Here is a 16,216-nt window from a genome sequence, read left to right as displayed (position 1 = left end):
TGCACCAAGCCGAGTTGATGGAGAAGGAGCGCAGGATGACGAGGATCGCCAAGGCGGTGCTGATCACCGGGGCCAGCAGCGGTATCGGTGAGGCGGCCGCGCGTCGGCTGGCGGCGGACGGCCACCGGGTCTATCTCGGGGCGCGCCGCACCGATCGCCTGGAGACGCTGGCCCGCGAGATCGCCGCGGCGGGTGGCAGTGCGGCGTTTCGCCGCCTGGACGTGACGGACGTGGCCGACGTACACGCCTTCGCCGAGGCCGCTCGGACCGAACTCGGCCGCATCGACGTCCTGGTGAACAACGCGGGCGTGATGCCGCTGTCCCGCCTCGACGCCGCGCGGACCGACGAGTGGGACCGCATGATCGATGTGAACCTGCGCGGTGTGCTCCACGGCATCGCCGCGACCCTGCCCGTCATGCGGGCGCAGGGCGGCGGCCAGATAGTGAACATCGCCTCCGTCGGTGCGTACGAGGTGTCGCCGACCGCAGTCGTGTACTGCGCCACGAAGTACGCGGTGCGGGCGATCTCCGAGGGACTGCGGCAGGAGTCGGACGGCACCATCCGCGTCACCGTCGTCTCCCCGGGCGTCACCGAATCGGAGCTGGTCGACCATCTCGCGGACGCCGAGGCGCGCCGGATCATGGAGACGTATCGTGCCGTCGCCCTGCCCGCCGAGGCGATCGCCGACGCCATTGCGTACGCCGTCGCCCAGCCGCCGGAGGTCGATGTGAACGAGATCGTGGTACGCCCGGCCGCCAGTGCCCAGTGATGTGCTCTGCGGCGACTTACAACCGTGCACCTGCGGGACGTGCCCACGGGACTTGCGTATGCCACCTTGACCGGGCACACCAGCGCGCTGACGAGAGTCCTGTCTGCACAGCCGTCGGCCGCGACCTCACCAAGGCGGAGCAGACGGCTTGCACCGCCGGTCGGTCCATCAGGTCCCATTGGGGAGAGTGGTGACGTATCCGGTGAGGGTCGCAGGGGCAGAACGGGCCTGGCGCACATGTGAGCCAGCCGATATCCGTGCGATTGGTGGGCGGCCGAAAACCCGTGGACCGTGCGGGTGCTGACGCGGGACACTCGTGTGCTCACCCGCCGGTTCGAGAGCACAGGGTTGGGATGGGATCACCTGAATCGCGTGAATCGAGCGAGGGCTTACCGAGCAAGGGCTCGGTGCGCCTCGCACTTCGTTACTACGGGCGCGAACTGGCCCGGCTGCGGCGGCTGACCGCGCCCGCGATGCTGCTGCCGGCACTCGGCAACATCGGTATCCAGTACATCGCGCCACTGATCGTCGCCAAGCTCGTCGCCCGGATCGCCGGGGACGGCGGAACCGTCGCCATCGGCCCGGCGCTGCCGTACGTGCTCGGCTTCGCCGGCGTCCTGCTGCTGGCGGAGGCGTTGTGGCGCATCGGGCTGCACTGTCTGAACCGCCTCGATGCCCGCGGTATCGAGCACTTGTATGTGATCGGTATGGACGAGCTGTTCGCCAAGGACGCCGCGTTCTTCCACGACAACTTCGCCGGGTCGCTCACCAAGCGGGTCCTGAGCTTCGCCACCCGTTTCGAGGACTGCGTCGACACGCTGACGTTCAACGTCGTGGGCAGCTTCGTGCCGCTGGTGTTCGCGTCGGTGGTGCTGTGGCAGTACGACCCGCTGCTCGTGGTGGGGCTGCTGGTGCTGATCGTGCTCACGGCGCTGTGCGTCGCGCCCCTGATCCGGCGCCGTCAGGCGCTGGTCGCCCAGCGCGAGCAGGCGATCGCCCGGGTGTCGGGCCATGTCGCCGACAGCCTGATGAACATGGACACGGTCCGGTCGTTCGCCGCCGAGGAACGCGAGGCCGCCGAACACCGGTCCCGCGTCGCCGAGTCGCGGCGGCTCACGCTGAGTTCGTGGGACTACGGCAACCTGCGCATCGACACGCTGGTCGCACCCATGTCCGTACTGACCAATGTGCTGGGCCTGCTGCTCGCCATCGGGCTCGGCGGGGGAGAGCACGGCGTCGAAGCGGTCGTCGTCGCCTTCACCTATTACGCCAACGCGACGCGGATCATGTTCGAGTTCAACCAGATCTACCGCCGGCTGGAAAGCTCGATGACGGAGGCCTCGCAGTTCACCGAGCTGCTCCTCGAACCGCCGACCGTGCTCGACCCGGCGTCCCCGGAACCGCTGCCGGCCCGGGCGGGCGAGGTGCGCTTCGAAGGGGTGACCTTCGCCCACGCGGGCGCGGAGCCGCTCTTCGAGGGCCTCGACCTGGCGGTCCCCAACGGGACGAAGATCGGTCTCGTCGGCCGGTCGGGCGGAGGCAAGACCACGCTGACGCGACTCCTGCTGCGGATGACGGACATCGACGGCGGGCGGATCCTGATCGGGGGGCGGGACATCAGCAGGCTGCGGCAGGGCGAACTGCGCAGCCTGATCGCCTACGTGCCGCAGGACCCGGCGATGTTCCACCGGACGCTGCGGGACAACATCGCGTTCGCCCGGCCGACCGCCACCGGCGAGGAGATCCGTCGCGCGGCCGAGGCGGCGCACGTCACGGAGTTCGCCGATGCGCTTCCCGACGGCTTCGACACCATGGTGGGCGAGCGCGGGGTGAAGCTGTCCGGAGGCCAGCGCCAGCGGGTCGCCCTCGCCAGGGCGATCCTGCGCGACGCACCGATCCTGCTGCTCGACGAGGCGACCAGTGCGCTGGACTCCGAGAGCGAGATCCTCGTCCAGGACGCACTGTGGCGGCTGATGGACGGGCGGACGGCGCTCGTGGTGGCACACCGGCTGAGCACGGTCGCCACCATGGATCAGCTGGTCGTCCTCGACCGCGGACGGATCGTCGAACAGGGTACGCACCACAAGCTGCTCGCCACGGGTGGCGCCTACGCGAAGCTGTGGCAGCACCAGTCGGGCGGCTTCCTCGACGACACCCCCGCGCGGGCGGACCGGCACTGAACCAGGATCCGGCGGGCTGCACCGCGTCTTTGGGGACGCAGCGGCGCCGTGGCCGAGGCGACCAGCCCCGGCACTGTCACATCGGGCCCGCGGTCCCCTCGCAGACGTCGAACGCGCCGCCGATGGGGGTGAGCAGGCCCATCGGCAGTTGTTCGGCGGTCACCGTGGAGAACGTGCCGACGGCCACGGCCACCAGGGCGAGCCACCGCCGTCGCGATACTGATGCCGACGGTTGGGGGTCCGGTCTGGGTCTGAGGCCGTAGCCGGTTTCCTGGACGGGCTCGACGGTGGTCATGACGACTCCTGGAGCGGCTGCTGCCCGCGGCCGTGAACGCGGCGGCCGTGGGCAGCGGACGGAGAGAGGCGGGAATCAGGTGACGCGGCGATTGCGGCTCGGCGCCCAGGGTTCGTTCCACGGGCGATCGGACGGCGTCGGTCAAGACCTCGCGGCCGTCATGACGGCCTGGGCGCTCCACCGGTCCAACACCGCGTACGCGGGCTGCCATTGATACGTGTACGCGCGGCGTACGTGTGTCGGCAGCTGAGCCAGTACGAGAGTGGTCGTGTGCTCGTCGGCGCCGTCCAGGAGCCAGGGCAGGAGTTGCGCCGCGTGGGGAGCGAACCGCTGGGCGTGGGCCCGTCCGAAGTGCTCCCACTGCTGCTCGTTCACGACGGCCTGGACCAGCGGGAGTACGGCGTCCTCCTCATGGCCGAGATGCCCGGCGAGGCCGGTGACCAGCGAGTTGACGAGCTCACTGAGGAGGGTCGACCCGGTGCCGGGGTCGGCCAGAGCCTCGTCGACGGCCCCGACGAGGCGGGCGATCACGGCGTGCTCGGCTTCGATCGCCTCCAGCCGCGTGAGATCGTACGGCCGGCCGGCAAGGGCCTGGCGCAGCGCGGGCCACAGGGCGTCGTCCTCGGCACCGTGGTGCGCGCGCAGGGCTCGCCTGAACATCTCCCAGCCGGCGGCGCCACGCAGGATGTGCCGGGTGTCGGGGTCGTATCGGGCGGTGATCCGGGCGATGTGCCGCAACTCCCGGCGCAGTGCGTTGTGCATCGCGTACATCACGGTCATGTCGAGTCTGTCTTTCACGTACGTCTGTCTCCTCTTGCGGCAAGTCGGCAAGTCGGCTGAGTTATCGGGAGGAAGGCGGCCGGTCAGGGGACGGCCGTGGAGGTCGCCCCCTCATGGGGAGCGTTTCCCGGGTGTCTCCACCTTCCAGCGGCGCCGCGGCAGGATCAACGTAGACTTCGCGCGGTGATCGATAACTCTGCGGTTATCGCGGTGCGGGGGCGGCGATGGAACTACGTGACATAGAGATCTTCCTGGCCTTGGCGGAGGAACTGCATTTCGGCCGGACCGCCGAACGGCTCCGGATCTCCCAGGCGCGGGTGAGCCAGGCGATAAAGAAGCAGGAACGGCGCATCGGCGCCCCCCTGTTCGACCGCACCAGCCGCTCCGTGACCCTGACCCCGGTCGGCAGGGTGCTGCGCGTCGAGCTCCAGCAGGCGTACGACCTGATCCAGGGCGGCCTCGCCCGCGCGAGCGAGGCCGCCCTGGGTGTGCGGGGGACGATCAGGCTGGGTGTACTGGGTGTGATGGCCCACGAACTGCGGCCCCTGACCGACGCGTTCCGGGTCCAGTACCCCGACTGCGACGTCGACCTCGTCGAGTTCCACTTCAGCGACCCGTTCACGCCACTGCGCACCGGCCAGACCGACGTACAGCTGATGTGGCGGCCCGTCCACGAACCCGACCTCAGCGTCGGCCCCACGGTGCTCACCGAGGGCCGCGTCCTCGCGGTCACCACGGCCTCACCCCTGGCCGAGCGGGAGTCGGTGTCCCTGGAGGACCTCGGTGGCCTGCGCCTCCTCGATCCCGGACCCGAGGCGCCCGCGTACTGGTTCGAGGCCATGGTTCCCACGTACACGCCGGCCGGACGCCGGATAGCGCGCGGGCCGGTCGCCCGGACGTTTCACGAGCTGCTGGCTCTCGTCGCGGGTGGGCACCTCGCCTGCCCCGTCAACGCCCACGTCCGGCGGTACTACACACCTCCCGGCATCGCCTTCCTGCCGGTCCACGACGCTCCGCTCACGGAGTGGGCGCTCGTGTGGCCCACCGTGGGCGAGAGTGCCCCGCTACGGGCCTTCGTCCAGACAGCGCAGGACATCGGCACGTGTCACATCAGCGACGACGTGTCCTGAGCGCCCTTTGGGAGTGTGCGGGGAGGTGCCGGGTCCGGCCCTGGACCCGGCACTTCCTGCCCGTACGGAAGGGGCCTCACACTTCCAGCATGTCCTCCACCCGCCGCAGTTGGTGGCGGGCCATCGCCAGGTTCGCCCGGCTCTTGTCGAGGGCCAGGTAGAGGAACAACCCGGTGTGGCCGCGGCTCCTCAGGAGACGGATCAGGTGGTACTGGCTGCCGAGGGTGATGAGGATGTCCTCGATCTCGTCCTTGAGACCCAGCAGTTCCATGGTCCGCACCTTTGCGCGGACCACGTCGGTGTTTCCGGCGGCGGCCACCGACAGGTCCAGTTCCTTGCCGCCGCCCAGAGTGCCGAGGGCCATACCGCTGCTGTAGTCGACGAGTGCCACGCCGATCGTGCCCTCGATGGAGGTCATCGCTTCCTTGAGCGCGGTTTCGGTGTTGCCCATGGGGTTCGCACTTCCTTTCCGGTGGGTGCTGCCTGTCGTGTTCCGGGGCCGAGCGGCCCGGGGTCCGGCGCTGGTCATGAGGTCTCCAGCCGTTCGAGCGCGCCGTCGACCAGTTCGCCGATCCGGACTCCGGCCCGGCGGGCTTCCAGATGCAGACGGCCGACGTTGGTGCGCGGCAGGGCGAGCAGGGTGAGTACCGCGGCGGAGCCCGCCGCGTAGGTGGCGGCGTAGCCGTCCTCGCCTTGGACGAGAAGCTCGCGGAAGTCGCCGCGGCCCGTGGTGTGCGTGAGCCGCTGCGCGACGCCGAGGGCGGCTGCGGTCAGCGCGGCGACGGACTCGGCGTCGTCGACGGCGTCCTGGGCGAGGACGAGGCCGTCGACGCTGGCGGTCAGGGCGCCGGTGACCTGCGGCAGGCGTGTTCGCAGTCGGCGCAGTTCAGCGAGGATCTCCGCCTCGGCCGTCATCAGCTGTCTCCTTTCGGCGCGCTGGCGCAGGGCGCGGATCACGGCATGGCCTCCAGGGCGTCCCGCAGTCTGCGGAGCAGGGCTTCGTCCGAGGGATGGGCCGCCTCCGCGGACGCGCGCGCGAGCCAGCCGGGTACGGTCTCCGGCGGGGCGGGCGCGAGGGGTGTCTCGACCGCGCCGACCGCCGCGAGCCTGCGCACGTCGACCATGGTGTGAAAGGCGGGACGGCCCAGCACACGAGCGATGGTGCCCGGAGTGCGGACGCCGTCCACGGCCGCGAGCAGGGCGCGCTGGCGGACGGTGATCGGCAGACCCGGACGGTCCGGTACCGCCACGACGGGCGCCGTGTCGACCTCGGGGTGCGGCCAGATCCGGTCGAGCAACTCCCTGCGGCGCGTGGCCTCCCTGGCCAGCGCGTGGGCGGCGACGGGTCGCACCGAGCCGATCCAGTGCACGGCCCCGTACCTGAACCGGGTGGGGCCCTTGCCGGGTGCGAGCGCGAAGAACGCGGCGTCGTGGAGCGCGCCGAGATGACACAACTCCAGCTCGCCACCGGCGACTTGGCCGCTCTCGACGAGGAAGCGCCCGACCGTGCCGCGCGCGCCCGCCTGGTCCACGGCCCGCTGCCAGCCCTCGGGGCGCACCCGGCCACTCGCCGTGAGGAGCACCTCCAGTCCGGGCGCGGCAGGGCTCTCGGCGTGGACCACCTGCCCGTCGACGAGATAGAGCGTGCCGGTGTCGCGCAGCAGTGCGCCGGTGGCACGCTCGGCCACGAGCCGTACCAGCATGGGCGAGACGAGTACCGGGTCGCAGGCGTCGTCGGTGGGTGTCATCCGAGGACCAGCCTTTGTGCCAGGTCGCGCAGGCGCAGCCGGGCCATGGCGAGGTTGCCCTGCTCGCGGTCGAGCCACAGATAGAGAAAGAGGCTGCTGTCGAAGGTCGTCTCGACGAAACGCAGCAGGTGGTAGCCGGTGCGGGCGGTGACGAGTACGTCCTCGACCGGCAGGAGCCCCGCCGGGTCCACCTCGTCCGCTACGAAGGCGGGATGCTCGGCCGCCGTCCGGGCGAATTCAGCGGCCTCCGCGGCCGTCGTCTCGTGGTCGCCGCAGGGTGAGTCGCCGATGGTTCCCAGCGCCAACCCGCTGGTCCAGTCGACCACCGCGGCGCCGCGCACGCCGGGCAACCCCATGCTTTCCAGCAGACACTCATCGATACCAAGCACGCGCGACTGCCTCCCTGGGGCCGCCATGGACCGGCTCCGCGCGTGGTGCTCGAACGCGGCTGAGGTGACGAGAGGTTACGCAGCGTGTCGCCCACTAGGGGAAGTTCTGGCATTTTCCAGCGGAACATGCGCGGGGTTGACTAAGGTGCGCGCGGCGATCGGGGGTCGGCCCGGCACGATGGCACTTGTTGCTGTACCTCACGTGCTGGGGCGTGATCGAATAGGGGATGACATCGTTCTGGAGCGGCAGACGGATACGCCTGCGCGGTATCGAACCTGACGACTGGACCGCGTTCATGCGCTTCGCCGTGGACGAGGAGCGGTTGGGCGACCTGCTGAACCCGCCCCGTTCCGCCGAGAGTTTCCGTAACTGGGCGAATGAACAGGCCGCTGCCAAGTCCGACGGCGACTGCTTCGGGTTGGCGATCGAGGCCGTCGACACGGGAGAAACAGTCGGTGCTGTCGGGTCACACCAGGCTGACCCGCGTGGGGGTTGGTTCGAGTACGGCGTCACGGTCGGCGCCGATCATCGTGGCAAAGGCTATGCGGCGGAAGCTGTGGTGATGCTCCTGCGATTCATGTTCGCTGAGCGGCGCTATCACAAGTGCGAAGCGCGGATCTTCGCCCATAACGAGGCATCGCTGGCATTGCACCGTCGGCTCGGTTTCGTCGAGGAGGGGCGCCTCCGCGATCACGTGTTTTTTGCCGGTCGGCACCATGATCTCGTCATGATGGGCATGCTCGCCGAAGAGTTCGCCCAGCTGAACTCGATGAGCGAGCCCGGTTGTTCCACAGCAGGTCCCGAGGGTCAGCCGCCCCGCCCGTGCACCATGAAGCGCCTGCCTGCCCCGTCCCGATCCGGACCGTCAGCAGAGGGCCGGCCCATAGCCCCGTGACGATGCATGGCGGACGTAGCTCTTGGGCAAGGTCCTGAGCGCGACCTGGCGTTGGCTTGCCAGGATCGGCTGGCGGCGCTGGGCCGCCACAACAACGTCTGGGGTGGGCATGTCCAACCGGCAAGTCGGTACGGTGAAGTGGTTCAACGATGAGAAGGGGTTCGGCTTCATCACTCCGCAAGGGGGTGGCGACGACCTCTTCGTACACTTCAAGGCCATCGAGTCCGATGGTTTCAAGTCCTTGAAGGAAGGCCAGACCGTTTCGTTTGTCGCTGAGCGCGGGCAGAAGGGCATGCAGGCGGCGCAGGTCCGCCCGGAGTAAACGGCTTGCCGACTGAGCGCCGCAGCCGGCGGATCTCGCCGACTGCGGCGCTCAGCCACAGCCATGGACCCTGTCCGCTGCCACCCGAGGGTATGTCCTACGACCGAGTCAGTTGGCGGGCCGCCTTGTCACGTCACGTTGCCCTGCGTACCTGCGGCGCGCTCTCCTTGAGATTGAGCAGCCGGTAGTAGTTCTCCCTCAGGGCGATGTCACGGAAGGCACGGTCGTCCAACGCCTTGTTGATGCGGCTGGTGACTTCGAGTCCTCGCGCGTAGACGTGGTAATCCTTGTCGCGCGAGGCCACGAAGTCGGTGCCGGGAATGGCCCTGGTCGGATAACCGGTCGAAGAACGTGGCGTACTTCTGCCGTACTCCCGGCTTGCTGAAGTAGTCGTCTTCCAGGACCCGCCAGCTGAGGTCCAGCGTAAGATAAGGATGCTTGCCCAGCAGCCTCTTCATAATCCCGATGTGACGGTCGGGATCCATGGCGGTGAGCTCCTTGGACAGGCCCATGTGTGCCCACACGATCTTGTTCTCGGGATACAGGCGAAGGGTCTGCTCCATCAGATGGGGGTGCTTCGTCTGCTCCGCATTGTTCCCGAGGTCCGAGTGGATGGTGAGGGGGATCCCGCGGTCCCGCAGCACCTTCATGAAGGGCGCCCCGTTCTTGATGTTCTCGCTGGTCGCGGCCGTGTGCTGGTTGGGGAACAGTGCCTGTTTGACCAGGTTCACCTCGTCAGTACCGCACCGGCCATACCGAGGCGCCTGCTGATGTGTGACATGCCGATGAAGACCTCCGGTTGACATGGTCGTCTGCCACGAACTGGGCATACGGCGGCCAATCTGGTGCGGCTGCACGGGCCTTGGGAATGTGCCCAGGGAATAGGCTCGCAGCCTTGCCGCGAGCGTCGCAGGGGCGGCGGGAAACTGTTCGACACATCACCCGGACGCCAGTGCGCCGCTCTGGCCGCCCGAGCGGCCAGAGAGACATGATGAAGGACTTCCAAGGCCTCGCTGACCGGGGTGGGGAGTTTCCGGGCAGGGGTTCCATGCAGGACCGGATGGAGAATCGGTCCGCCATGAAAAATCCATAAGGAGCTGGCTGTGTCAAATGCTGTGAGGGCTGTGCTTGAAGGCGGGCCGAAAGGTCTGCCGGACCGCATCGTCACGGTCACCCCGCCGGGCGCCCAGGTGAAGGTTCCGTTCATGGGCGGCTACGAACACTTCGAGGCCACGCAGCGGCTGCAAGACACCGAGGAGGGACCGCTGCGGGTCTACCAATGGACGTACCGCACTGCGATTGCTGAGTAGCCCGCGGACCGTGTCCCCGTACAGCCGGTGTCAGACTGTCAACGTCGAGGCCCTCGGGTCGGCGCGGGGCAAAGTAAATGAGAACGCAACGGATTCACTGAGGGATGACCCGATGTCAGCCACCCCCGCGCTCTGCGGGCACACCTAGGAATCCATCTCCGCCAAGATCTGCTGGCTGATACGTCACCCGAGGCGCAAGTCGCGCTGGCGGTTGTGGAGTACCGCCTGACAGAGTGCGCTACAGGCCGTCGTGCCTGTAGTCACCGAGAGAGAAGAAGGAGGAGGGTACGCCATGAAGGCAGCCCGCCTATTAGGTTCTATCGGTATCGCCACCATGTCCGTGGCCGGTCTCAGCCTCAGCGCTGCGACTCCTGCCGCCCCTGCCACCGCAACGCCGCACGTAGCATGCCTGATCGGCCGAGGTGGTTCCTTCACTACGGTCGGCATCCACTGCAACCGACAACTTCCCTCGGACAAGGCCAGCACGGTCACCCTGCTGGATCGCTACACGCTCGAAACCTGGCGGTGCCTGAACGACCCGCCGGTCTACTTCTTCGTCAGCCCCGCCAGCAACCTCGCCCGTGAGCTGGGGGTCGAAGAGGGACACACCTACGTCGGCAACTACTGCACGCAGCTGCGCTAGACGTCGCCCCGGTCCCTCGTCGCGCCGGCCCGAGGTCCCAAGCGCACCCCCGCCCACAGCCGGGTAGCCGCCCCGGCTCGGCAGCGGCATACTCTCCCCTCAGGATCAGCCCCGGCCCCCGGCTGCGCCTCGCTGGAACTCGGCGGGTGTCTGGCCGTACTGGCTCTTGAAGGCCCGGATGAAGTGGCTGCTGTCCGCGAAGTCTTTCGCCGCTTGGGCCAGGGCCGAGCTCAGATGGGGCTCGATACCGTCCGCGGGCAGCGCTGGTGGTCAACCTCGGCGCCGTCTACTGCACCAGCCGATCTACTGCACCAGCCGACCCGCGCTCCCGCACCCGCGCTCCCGCACCCGCGTGGCACGCAGGGCTCCACCGGTGGGGTCAGCCCCGCCGTCACCGTCTCCGTACGCCGGGGAGCCCGTGCCCGCCAACACCCTTGCGCCGGGCGGGGCGCGTAGCAGTGCCACGACCGCCCGACCAGCACTGAACAAGGTGGAGATCCATGCCCAACACGCTCAACCCGCAGGTCCGACCCGCCACTTCCCGCATCGCCCGCCGCGTGCGCGCCGCCCTGCTGGCGGTCCCGCTGGCGGCCTTCGGCGTCCTGGGCGCCGCCACACCGGGCCAGGCCGCCGCGCCCGATCACGCCGGCCCCACAGGCGCTTCGCTGACCTGCCGGGGCAACGGCGTCGATCCCGCCGCCAAGATCCGGTACCGGACCGCCACCGTCATCCACGCGCCCCTGCACACCATCTGGAACCTGCAGACCGACGTGGAGCGCTGGCCGTCGTGGCAACCGCCGGTGACCAGTGTGAAGCGCCTGGACGCCGGTCCGCTGTGGAGCGGATCGCGGTTCCGGTGGACCACCCCGGTGCCCGCCACCACCACGACGCCCGCCACCACCCTGACCATCACCTCGACCGTCCGGCAGCTCACGCACGGCACGTGCATCCGCTGGACCGGACCCGCGATCGGCAAGGGTCTGCGCATCGACAAGGGTGTTCACGTCTGGACGTTTACCAAGGTCCGGGGCGGTGTCCTCGTACAGACCGAGGAGACCTGGACGGGTGCCCAGGTCGAGGCGGACGTGCCCACGTCCGGCAAGTACCTCGGGGGAGGTCTTGAGGAGTGGCTGAAGGAGTTGACGGCCACGGCCGAGGCCCGTTCCCGCCACCGCTCGGGGAAGGGCTGACAAACCCCCCCCATCGGGGCGGTACCGACGCCGTCCGGCTCCAGCCGGTCAGGTGTCCAGAGGCCGCCAAGCCGGGCCGTCCCCGTCCTGCCGGACGTGTCCGAACACCACGTCGGCGAAGTGGACGCCGAAGCCGATCGTGCCGGGCTCCGCCAGCTCGGCGACCAGGCGGCGGCGATGGTCGGCGGTCAGGGCGGGGTCGTGGTCGAATCCCGAGGACCAGTCGGGGTGGTCGACCTGGATCGGCGAGTGCATGGCGTCACCGAAGGCGATCAGACGCCGTCCGCCCCCGGTGATGACGTACTCGGCGTGCCCCACGGTGTGGCCGGGGGTGATCCGTACGCGTACACCGGGGAAGATCTCCCGCCCGTCCGTGATCGTCCGTACGCGCGGTGCGAGGGCCGCGACCTGCTCGGTCATGCCCTGGGCCTCCAGGAGGTCGCGCCGGTCCCACTCCGGCTCGGAGATCAGGTGGTCGGCGTGGGCGAACACGAGCCGGTCACCGCCGGGGGCGGGGTGGCAGGCCCAGCCGAGGTGGTCGGCGTGGAGGTGGGTGAAGGCCACCGCTTCGATGTCCTCGGGGCGGCGGCCGAGTTCGGCCAGGCTGCCCGGGAGCGCACCTCCGTGGATCATGGCGAGGGGGCCGTCCGGAGCCTCCAGCGTCTGCGGGCCGACGCCCGCGTCTATCAGCAGCGCGCGGTCGCCGTGCTCGACCAGCAGACCGCCGACGCTCCCCACGAGGTGACCCGTGGCGTCCAGGTACTCCGGATGTGCGGCCCACACCTCGTCGGTGGTGTCTTTGAGCAGGTGCAGCGGCCGGAGCCGTACATCGCCGTCCGGAACGTACGACACCTTCGTGTCGCCCAGCCGTATCGAGCGGATTCCCGCCGGTCGGCGCAGTCGTACGTCCTGATTCACCGTCAAGTCGGCCATGGGTTCTCTCCCGTGAGTCATCATCAGATCGTCGTCGCGTCTCCTGCGGCGGCGATGCCAACCATAAGCATCAAGTTCGAATCATTCAAGCTGTAAATATTTCGTCTTGATGGATTTGCTAGAGTGGTGGCATGACAACGTCTCCCGAGCGCCAGGCCATCGCCGAGCGACAGCTGTGCGGCCTGGTGAACGGACTGGCCCAGCGGATCGCCGAGCATGTACGGGAGCGCGCCGCCACCCTGGGCCTCACCGCGTCCCAGGCGACCGCGCTGCGGGAGATGAGCGGGCCGATGACCATGCGGGAGCTCGCCGAACGCATGAGCTGTGAGCCCTCCAACACCACCTTCGTCGTCGACAAGCTGGAGAAGCAGAGCCTGGTCGAGCGTCACCCGCACCCCACGGACCGCCGCGCCAAGCACCTGGTCCTCACCGCCGAAGGCACCGCACTGCGCGGACGTCTCCTCGAACTCCTCGCTGTGGACTCCCCGCTGTCCGGCCTCACTCCCGAGGAGCAGCGCGTCCTGCACGGCCTGCTGGAGCGGGCCATCACTTCTGCGTGAGCCGGTCGGGCCGGGCGGCGGGACAGCAAGAGCCCATGGTTGTCCCGCAATCCGGCGGCGATTGCGCGATCACCGCGATGTGCCCGGTGCCCGCTGGCGCTCGCTGAGGTTTGCCCTCAGGTCTGGTCGGTGGGCTGCGGGGAGAGTGGCCGCTCGAAGAAGGTTTCGAGCACCACCGTGGCCTGGGTTCCGCTGACGCCCTCGATGGCGTAGATCCGGCGGAGTACGTCTTGGAGTTGCTCGGTGGTCGCGGTCCTGACCTTCACCAGTACCGAGGCGGTGCCGGCGATGACGTGCGCCTCCAGGACTTCGGGGAGCGCGGCGAAGTCGTTCGCCGAATCACCCATCCAAGAGGTCGAGTCGACCAGGACGTAGGCCAGGACGGAGCTGCCCACCGCGGCCGGGTCCACCTCGATGGTGGTGCGCCGGATGACGCCGCGTTCCCGCAGCTTGCGCACGCGCTCATGAGCGGCACCGGCCGACAAGCCGACGGCCTGGGCCAGCGTGGCGTAGGGCTGGGTGGCGTCCTGCTGGAGCTGCGCCAGTAGGGCACGATCGATGTGATCCACAACTCTCCATTCGGAATGTCCTTGTGGGGACCATACTTCATCCTGCAACCTGCGTAGTAGGCCGAATCAACTTCGGCATGTGACGTCTGTAGGAGGGGAAGGCCCCATGACCAGCGAGCGCCCTGGACTGTACGAGATGCTCGACGACCGGTTCCGCACCGGACGCTGCATGAACGGAGACGACGCGCTGGAGGTCCTGTACACCGGATGCCGCTGGGCCGAGGGGCCGATCTACCTGCCCGCCTGGCGACAGGTGATCTGGAGCGACATCCCCAACGACCGGATGCTGCGCTGGGACGAGGAGACCGGTGCCGTCAGCGTCTTCCGCCGCTCCGCCGGGCACACCAACGGCAACACCCTCGACCGCGAGGGCCGGTTGATCACCTGCGAGCAGGGCAACCGCCGCGTGACACGCACCGAACACAACGGCACCGTCACCGTGCTGGCGGACCGTTGGCAGGGCAAGCGCCTGAACAGCCCGAACGACGCGGCCGTCAAGTCCGATGGTTCGATCTGGTTCTCCGACCCGGACTTCGGCATCACCAGCGACTACGAGGGATATCGCGCGCAGAGCGAGATCGGGGCCAACAACCTCTACCGCATCGATCCTGCCACCGGCGAAGTGCGGCTGGTCGCCGACTGCTTCGAAGCGCCGAACGGGCTGGTCTTCTCGAACGACGAGCGGCAGCTGTTCGTCTCCGACACCCGCGCAGGCCGCATCCGGGTCTTCGACGTACGCGATGACGGCACGCTGTCCGACGGCAAGGTCTTCGCCGAGGCGCAGGGCCGGAAGGACGCTCGCTTCGACAACCTCCGCTTCGACGACGGCGGCCGGCTCTGGGCCGCCGCGATGAATGACGGGGTGCACTGCTACGACCCCGACGGCACCCTCATCGGGCGGCTCAACGTCCCCGAGGCGGTCGCCAACATCTCCTGGGGCGGTGCCAAGCGCAACCGCCTCTTCATCACCGCGGAGACCAGCCTCTACTCGTTGGTCATGGGCGTTTCCGGTACACACCCGACGGGACCGGGCCGCCGTCCGTGGCTGGACGCGAAGTCCCTCTGACCGGGGGAGCCCTCGGCTGTCGCTGATGCCGTGCATCGGCGACAGCCAGAGGCGCGTGCCATATCCCGCAGACCCGGTCGCCGCTCGACTGCCGAGTCGAGGGCGGGCTACTTGCTGATGGCGAAGCGCATCAGGGCGTGCTCGTCGCCCTGCTTTATCTTCCCCGTCACGTTGATCACTTCGAGCTTCCAGGAGCCGCCGGACCGTACGGCCTTGGCCACGGCGCAGCCGTTGTCCTGCGTGAGCAGACTGGGCCAGATGTCGGCGACCTGCTGGGAGCTGCCACCGGTCGAGTCGTAGACCTTGAAGCTGATGTTGCGGGCCTTCTGGAAAGAACTGCCCTTCTTGAACGCGGCCGCGACGAACACGACCGACGTGATGTGGGCCGGGATACGCGCGAACTCGACCGTGACGGTCTCGTCGTCGCCGTCCCCGCGCCCGGTCTGGTTGTCACCGCTGTGCACCAAGGAGCCGTTGCCCATGGGGTCCAGCGAGTCAAGACCCGCAAGGCGCACCGGGTCCCCGCCCTGCATCGCGACGGCGATCAGGTCGAGATCGGTGCCGCTCTTGCGGCGGAGCAGACCGACGACCCCACCGCTGCTGCCGGCCGTGGGGTCCCAGGACACACCGATGGACAGATGGGTCACTCCGTCCAGGTCTGCCGGGCCGGATTCCTTCGTAAGCGTGATCATGCGTGGCTCATCCTCGTGGTCGTGGTCTTGATCTCGGTGGGGGACTACAACACACAAAGTGTGCCTAACGCCTTGGCGGTTCCACATGGTGGGTCCGGATGAGAGCACCAGGACCATTTGGGCAACGCCAGGAGCGCGTCGGCCCGGTGGATACGTCGGTACAGGACGCGGTGTTTGATCCGGGTCTTGGTGACTAGGCCGGCGCGGTGCAGGATGCCCAGGTGGTAGGAGACGGCGCTGGGGGCGGGGCAGTGCCGTTCGGCCAGTTCGTCGGTGGCTCGGGGCAGGCCCAGGCCGGACAGGCCGGGCTCGCATCACCCCGAGGAGTTCGTGGACGGGGGAGCGGGCGCGGTGCTGTCCGGTACGGGCAGAGCCGGGTAGGCGACGATGGGCTGGCGTTTGTCCTGGCCCGGAACGGGGTCGAGGGTGAAGTGCACGTCGCTCGCGAACACCGAAGGTGTCAGGATCAGCGACGTGGCATTGGGGACCCGGCCCTGACAGCGGTTCACGAGTAACAGGTGATCGTCGCTCCACGCGATCCGGGGGTGGAGGTCGGCCAGCATCGTCGCCATGCCGTGGCGTGTGGCGGTCTGCGCGCGGGGCGACGTCGTTCTCGAGGCTGGTCGCGGGGGGGGGAACGCGACCGGCACTCCCCCACTTCACGCGAGGGTCTGGTGCTCCGGTGCCATACTGTCACCGACCGGACGAGCACACGCCCGACCCCCAAACACCTAACCACAGAC

At 68.7% G+C, this 16,216-nt stretch carries 23 protein-coding genes; 10 read left to right on the top strand and 13 right to left on the bottom strand.

What is annotated here, in order from left to right; genetic code table 11:
* Nucleotides 1–35 precede the first annotated feature (35 nt).
* Together ACZ499_RS15565 and ACZ499_RS15560 are read left to right on the top strand one after the other, a co-directional pair.
* Complete coding sequence (locus ACZ499_RS15565) at nucleotides 36–770, top strand: SDR family oxidoreductase (RefSeq protein ID WP_468675343.1); 735 nt, start codon at nucleotides 36–38, stop codon at nucleotides 768–770.
* A 353-nt stretch (nucleotides 771–1,123) separates the two neighbouring features.
* A complete protein-coding gene (locus ACZ499_RS15560) occupies nucleotides 1,124–2,950 on the top strand; it encodes an ABC transporter ATP-binding protein (protein WP_468675340.1) in 1,827 nt (608 codons plus the stop codon).
* A 76-nt stretch (nucleotides 2,951–3,026) separates the two neighbouring features.
* Here ACZ499_RS15560 and ACZ499_RS15555 read toward each other — a convergent pair whose 3' ends face one another.
* The gene (locus tag ACZ499_RS15555) at nucleotides 3,027–3,245 is read right to left on the bottom strand and encodes a hypothetical protein (protein WP_468675338.1); all 219 of its coding nucleotides are present in this window, start codon (nucleotides 3,243–3,245) and stop codon (nucleotides 3,027–3,029) included.
* A gap of 141 nt (nucleotides 3,246–3,386) precedes the next feature.
* The gene (locus ACZ499_RS15550; protein WP_468675336.1) at nucleotides 3,387–4,043 is read right to left on the bottom strand and encodes a hemerythrin domain-containing protein; all 657 of its coding nucleotides are present in this window, start codon (nucleotides 4,041–4,043) and stop codon (nucleotides 3,387–3,389) included.
* Between the two features lie 206 nt (nucleotides 4,044–4,249).
* Here ACZ499_RS15550 and ACZ499_RS15545 point away from each other — a divergent pair, with 206 nt between their 5' ends.
* Nucleotides 4,250–5,155 (top strand): LysR family transcriptional regulator, encoded by a 906-nt coding sequence (locus tag ACZ499_RS15545; protein ID WP_468675334.1) that lies wholly within the window; start codon nucleotides 4,250–4,252, stop codon nucleotides 5,153–5,155.
* A gap of 76 nt (nucleotides 5,156–5,231) precedes the next feature.
* Here the strand turns inward: ACZ499_RS15545 and ACZ499_RS15540 are convergent, their stop codons facing one another.
* From ACZ499_RS15540 to ACZ499_RS15525, 4 genes are all read right to left on the bottom strand, one after another.
* Nucleotides 5,232–5,606 carry a hypothetical protein gene (locus ACZ499_RS15540; RefSeq protein WP_468675332.1) on the bottom strand — a complete coding sequence of 125 codons (375 nt, stop codon included), beginning with the start codon at nucleotides 5,604–5,606 and terminating at the stop codon, nucleotides 5,232–5,234.
* 74 nt (nucleotides 5,607–5,680) lie between these two features.
* Nucleotides 5,681–6,070, bottom strand: a complete 390-nt coding sequence (locus ACZ499_RS15535; RefSeq protein ID WP_468675331.1) for a roadblock/LC7 domain-containing protein — start codon at nucleotides 6,068–6,070, stop codon at nucleotides 5,681–5,683.
* A 38-nt stretch (nucleotides 6,071–6,108) separates the two neighbouring features.
* Nucleotides 6,109–6,903: a transcriptional regulator gene (locus ACZ499_RS15530; RefSeq protein ID WP_468675329.1), complete on the bottom strand. Its 795-nt coding sequence runs from the start codon at nucleotides 6,901–6,903 to the stop codon at nucleotides 6,109–6,111.
* Entirely contained in the window at nucleotides 6,900–7,292 is a 393-nt protein-coding gene (locus ACZ499_RS15525; protein WP_266989474.1) for a hypothetical protein, read from the bottom strand. The genes ACZ499_RS15530 and ACZ499_RS15525 overlap by 4 nt, the downstream gene beginning before the upstream one ends.
* Nucleotides 7,293–7,519: 227 nt before the next feature.
* Between ACZ499_RS15525 and ACZ499_RS15520 the strand changes: the two genes are divergently transcribed.
* Both ACZ499_RS15520 and ACZ499_RS15515 read left to right on the top strand, forming a co-directional pair.
* A complete protein-coding gene (locus ACZ499_RS15520; RefSeq protein ID WP_468675328.1) occupies nucleotides 7,520–8,188 on the top strand; it encodes a GNAT family N-acetyltransferase in 669 nt (222 codons plus the stop codon).
* Nucleotides 8,189–8,297: 109 nt separating this feature from the next.
* Nucleotides 8,298–8,510, top strand: coding sequence for a cold-shock protein (locus tag ACZ499_RS15515; protein WP_385534734.1), 213 nt, complete (start codon nucleotides 8,298–8,300; stop codon nucleotides 8,508–8,510).
* Between the two features lie 209 nt (nucleotides 8,511–8,719).
* Here the strand turns inward: ACZ499_RS15515 and ACZ499_RS15510 are convergent, their stop codons facing one another.
* Nucleotides 8,720–9,241 (bottom strand): amidohydrolase family protein, encoded by a 522-nt coding sequence (locus ACZ499_RS15510; protein WP_468675327.1) that lies wholly within the window; start codon nucleotides 9,239–9,241, stop codon nucleotides 8,720–8,722.
* Between the two features lie 372 nt (nucleotides 9,242–9,613).
* Between ACZ499_RS15510 and ACZ499_RS15505 the strand changes: the two genes are divergently transcribed.
* Nucleotides 9,614–9,820, top strand: coding sequence for a DUF5988 family protein (locus tag ACZ499_RS15505; protein ID WP_468675325.1), 207 nt, complete (start codon nucleotides 9,614–9,616; stop codon nucleotides 9,818–9,820).
* A 292-nt stretch (nucleotides 9,821–10,112) separates the two neighbouring features.
* Complete coding sequence (locus ACZ499_RS15500) at nucleotides 10,113–10,463, top strand: hypothetical protein (protein WP_468675322.1); 351 nt, start codon at nucleotides 10,113–10,115, stop codon at nucleotides 10,461–10,463.
* A gap of 105 nt (nucleotides 10,464–10,568) precedes the next feature.
* Here ACZ499_RS15500 and ACZ499_RS15495 read toward each other — a convergent pair whose 3' ends face one another.
* Entirely contained in the window at nucleotides 10,569–10,685 is a 117-nt protein-coding gene (locus ACZ499_RS15495; protein WP_468675479.1) for an AraC family transcriptional regulator, read from the bottom strand.
* Between the two features lie 278 nt (nucleotides 10,686–10,963).
* On the opposite strand from ACZ499_RS15495, the gene ACZ499_RS15490 reads away from it, so the two are divergent.
* Nucleotides 10,964–11,653: an SRPBCC family protein gene (locus ACZ499_RS15490; protein WP_468675319.1), complete on the top strand. Its 690-nt coding sequence runs from the start codon at nucleotides 10,964–10,966 to the stop codon at nucleotides 11,651–11,653.
* A gap of 48 nt (nucleotides 11,654–11,701) precedes the next feature.
* Here ACZ499_RS15490 and ACZ499_RS15485 read toward each other — a convergent pair whose 3' ends face one another.
* Complete coding sequence (locus ACZ499_RS15485) at nucleotides 11,702–12,586, bottom strand: MBL fold metallo-hydrolase (RefSeq protein ID WP_468675316.1); 885 nt, start codon at nucleotides 12,584–12,586, stop codon at nucleotides 11,702–11,704.
* Between the two features lie 131 nt (nucleotides 12,587–12,717).
* Between ACZ499_RS15485 and ACZ499_RS15480 the strand changes: the two genes are divergently transcribed.
* The gene (locus ACZ499_RS15480; protein WP_468675314.1) at nucleotides 12,718–13,146 is read left to right on the top strand and encodes a MarR family winged helix-turn-helix transcriptional regulator; all 429 of its coding nucleotides are present in this window, start codon (nucleotides 12,718–12,720) and stop codon (nucleotides 13,144–13,146) included.
* A 116-nt stretch (nucleotides 13,147–13,262) separates the two neighbouring features.
* On the opposite strand, the gene ACZ499_RS15475 is transcribed toward ACZ499_RS15480, so the two are convergent.
* The gene (locus ACZ499_RS15475) at nucleotides 13,263–13,715 is read right to left on the bottom strand and encodes an Lrp/AsnC family transcriptional regulator (protein WP_468675312.1); all 453 of its coding nucleotides are present in this window, start codon (nucleotides 13,713–13,715) and stop codon (nucleotides 13,263–13,265) included.
* A 106-nt stretch (nucleotides 13,716–13,821) separates the two neighbouring features.
* Between ACZ499_RS15475 and ACZ499_RS15470 the strand changes: the two genes are divergently transcribed.
* Nucleotides 13,822–14,781, top strand: a complete 960-nt coding sequence (locus ACZ499_RS15470; protein ID WP_468675310.1) for an SMP-30/gluconolactonase/LRE family protein — start codon at nucleotides 13,822–13,824, stop codon at nucleotides 14,779–14,781.
* Between the two features lie 107 nt (nucleotides 14,782–14,888).
* Here the strand turns inward: ACZ499_RS15470 and ACZ499_RS15465 are convergent, their stop codons facing one another.
* The 3 genes from ACZ499_RS15465 to ACZ499_RS15455 are packed head-to-tail and all read right to left on the bottom strand — an operon-like array spanning nucleotide 14,889 to nucleotide 16,045.
* Nucleotides 14,889–15,473 (bottom strand): TerD family protein, encoded by a 585-nt coding sequence (locus ACZ499_RS15465; RefSeq protein WP_371649346.1) that lies wholly within the window; start codon nucleotides 15,471–15,473, stop codon nucleotides 14,889–14,891.
* A 44-nt stretch (nucleotides 15,474–15,517) separates the two neighbouring features.
* Nucleotides 15,518–15,739, bottom strand: coding sequence for a hypothetical protein (locus tag ACZ499_RS15460; protein ID WP_468675478.1), 222 nt, complete (start codon nucleotides 15,737–15,739; stop codon nucleotides 15,518–15,520).
* Nucleotides 15,740–15,787: 48 nt separating this feature from the next.
* Complete coding sequence (locus ACZ499_RS15455) at nucleotides 15,788–16,045, bottom strand: hypothetical protein (protein WP_468675308.1); 258 nt, start codon at nucleotides 16,043–16,045, stop codon at nucleotides 15,788–15,790.
* Nucleotides 16,046–16,216 lie beyond the last annotated feature (171 nt).

This window comes from Streptomyces sp. NPDC031265, assembly GCF_055570295.1.
Note: the sequence above shows the minus strand (reverse complement) of the source record. Positions and strands in the feature narration are given on the sequence as shown.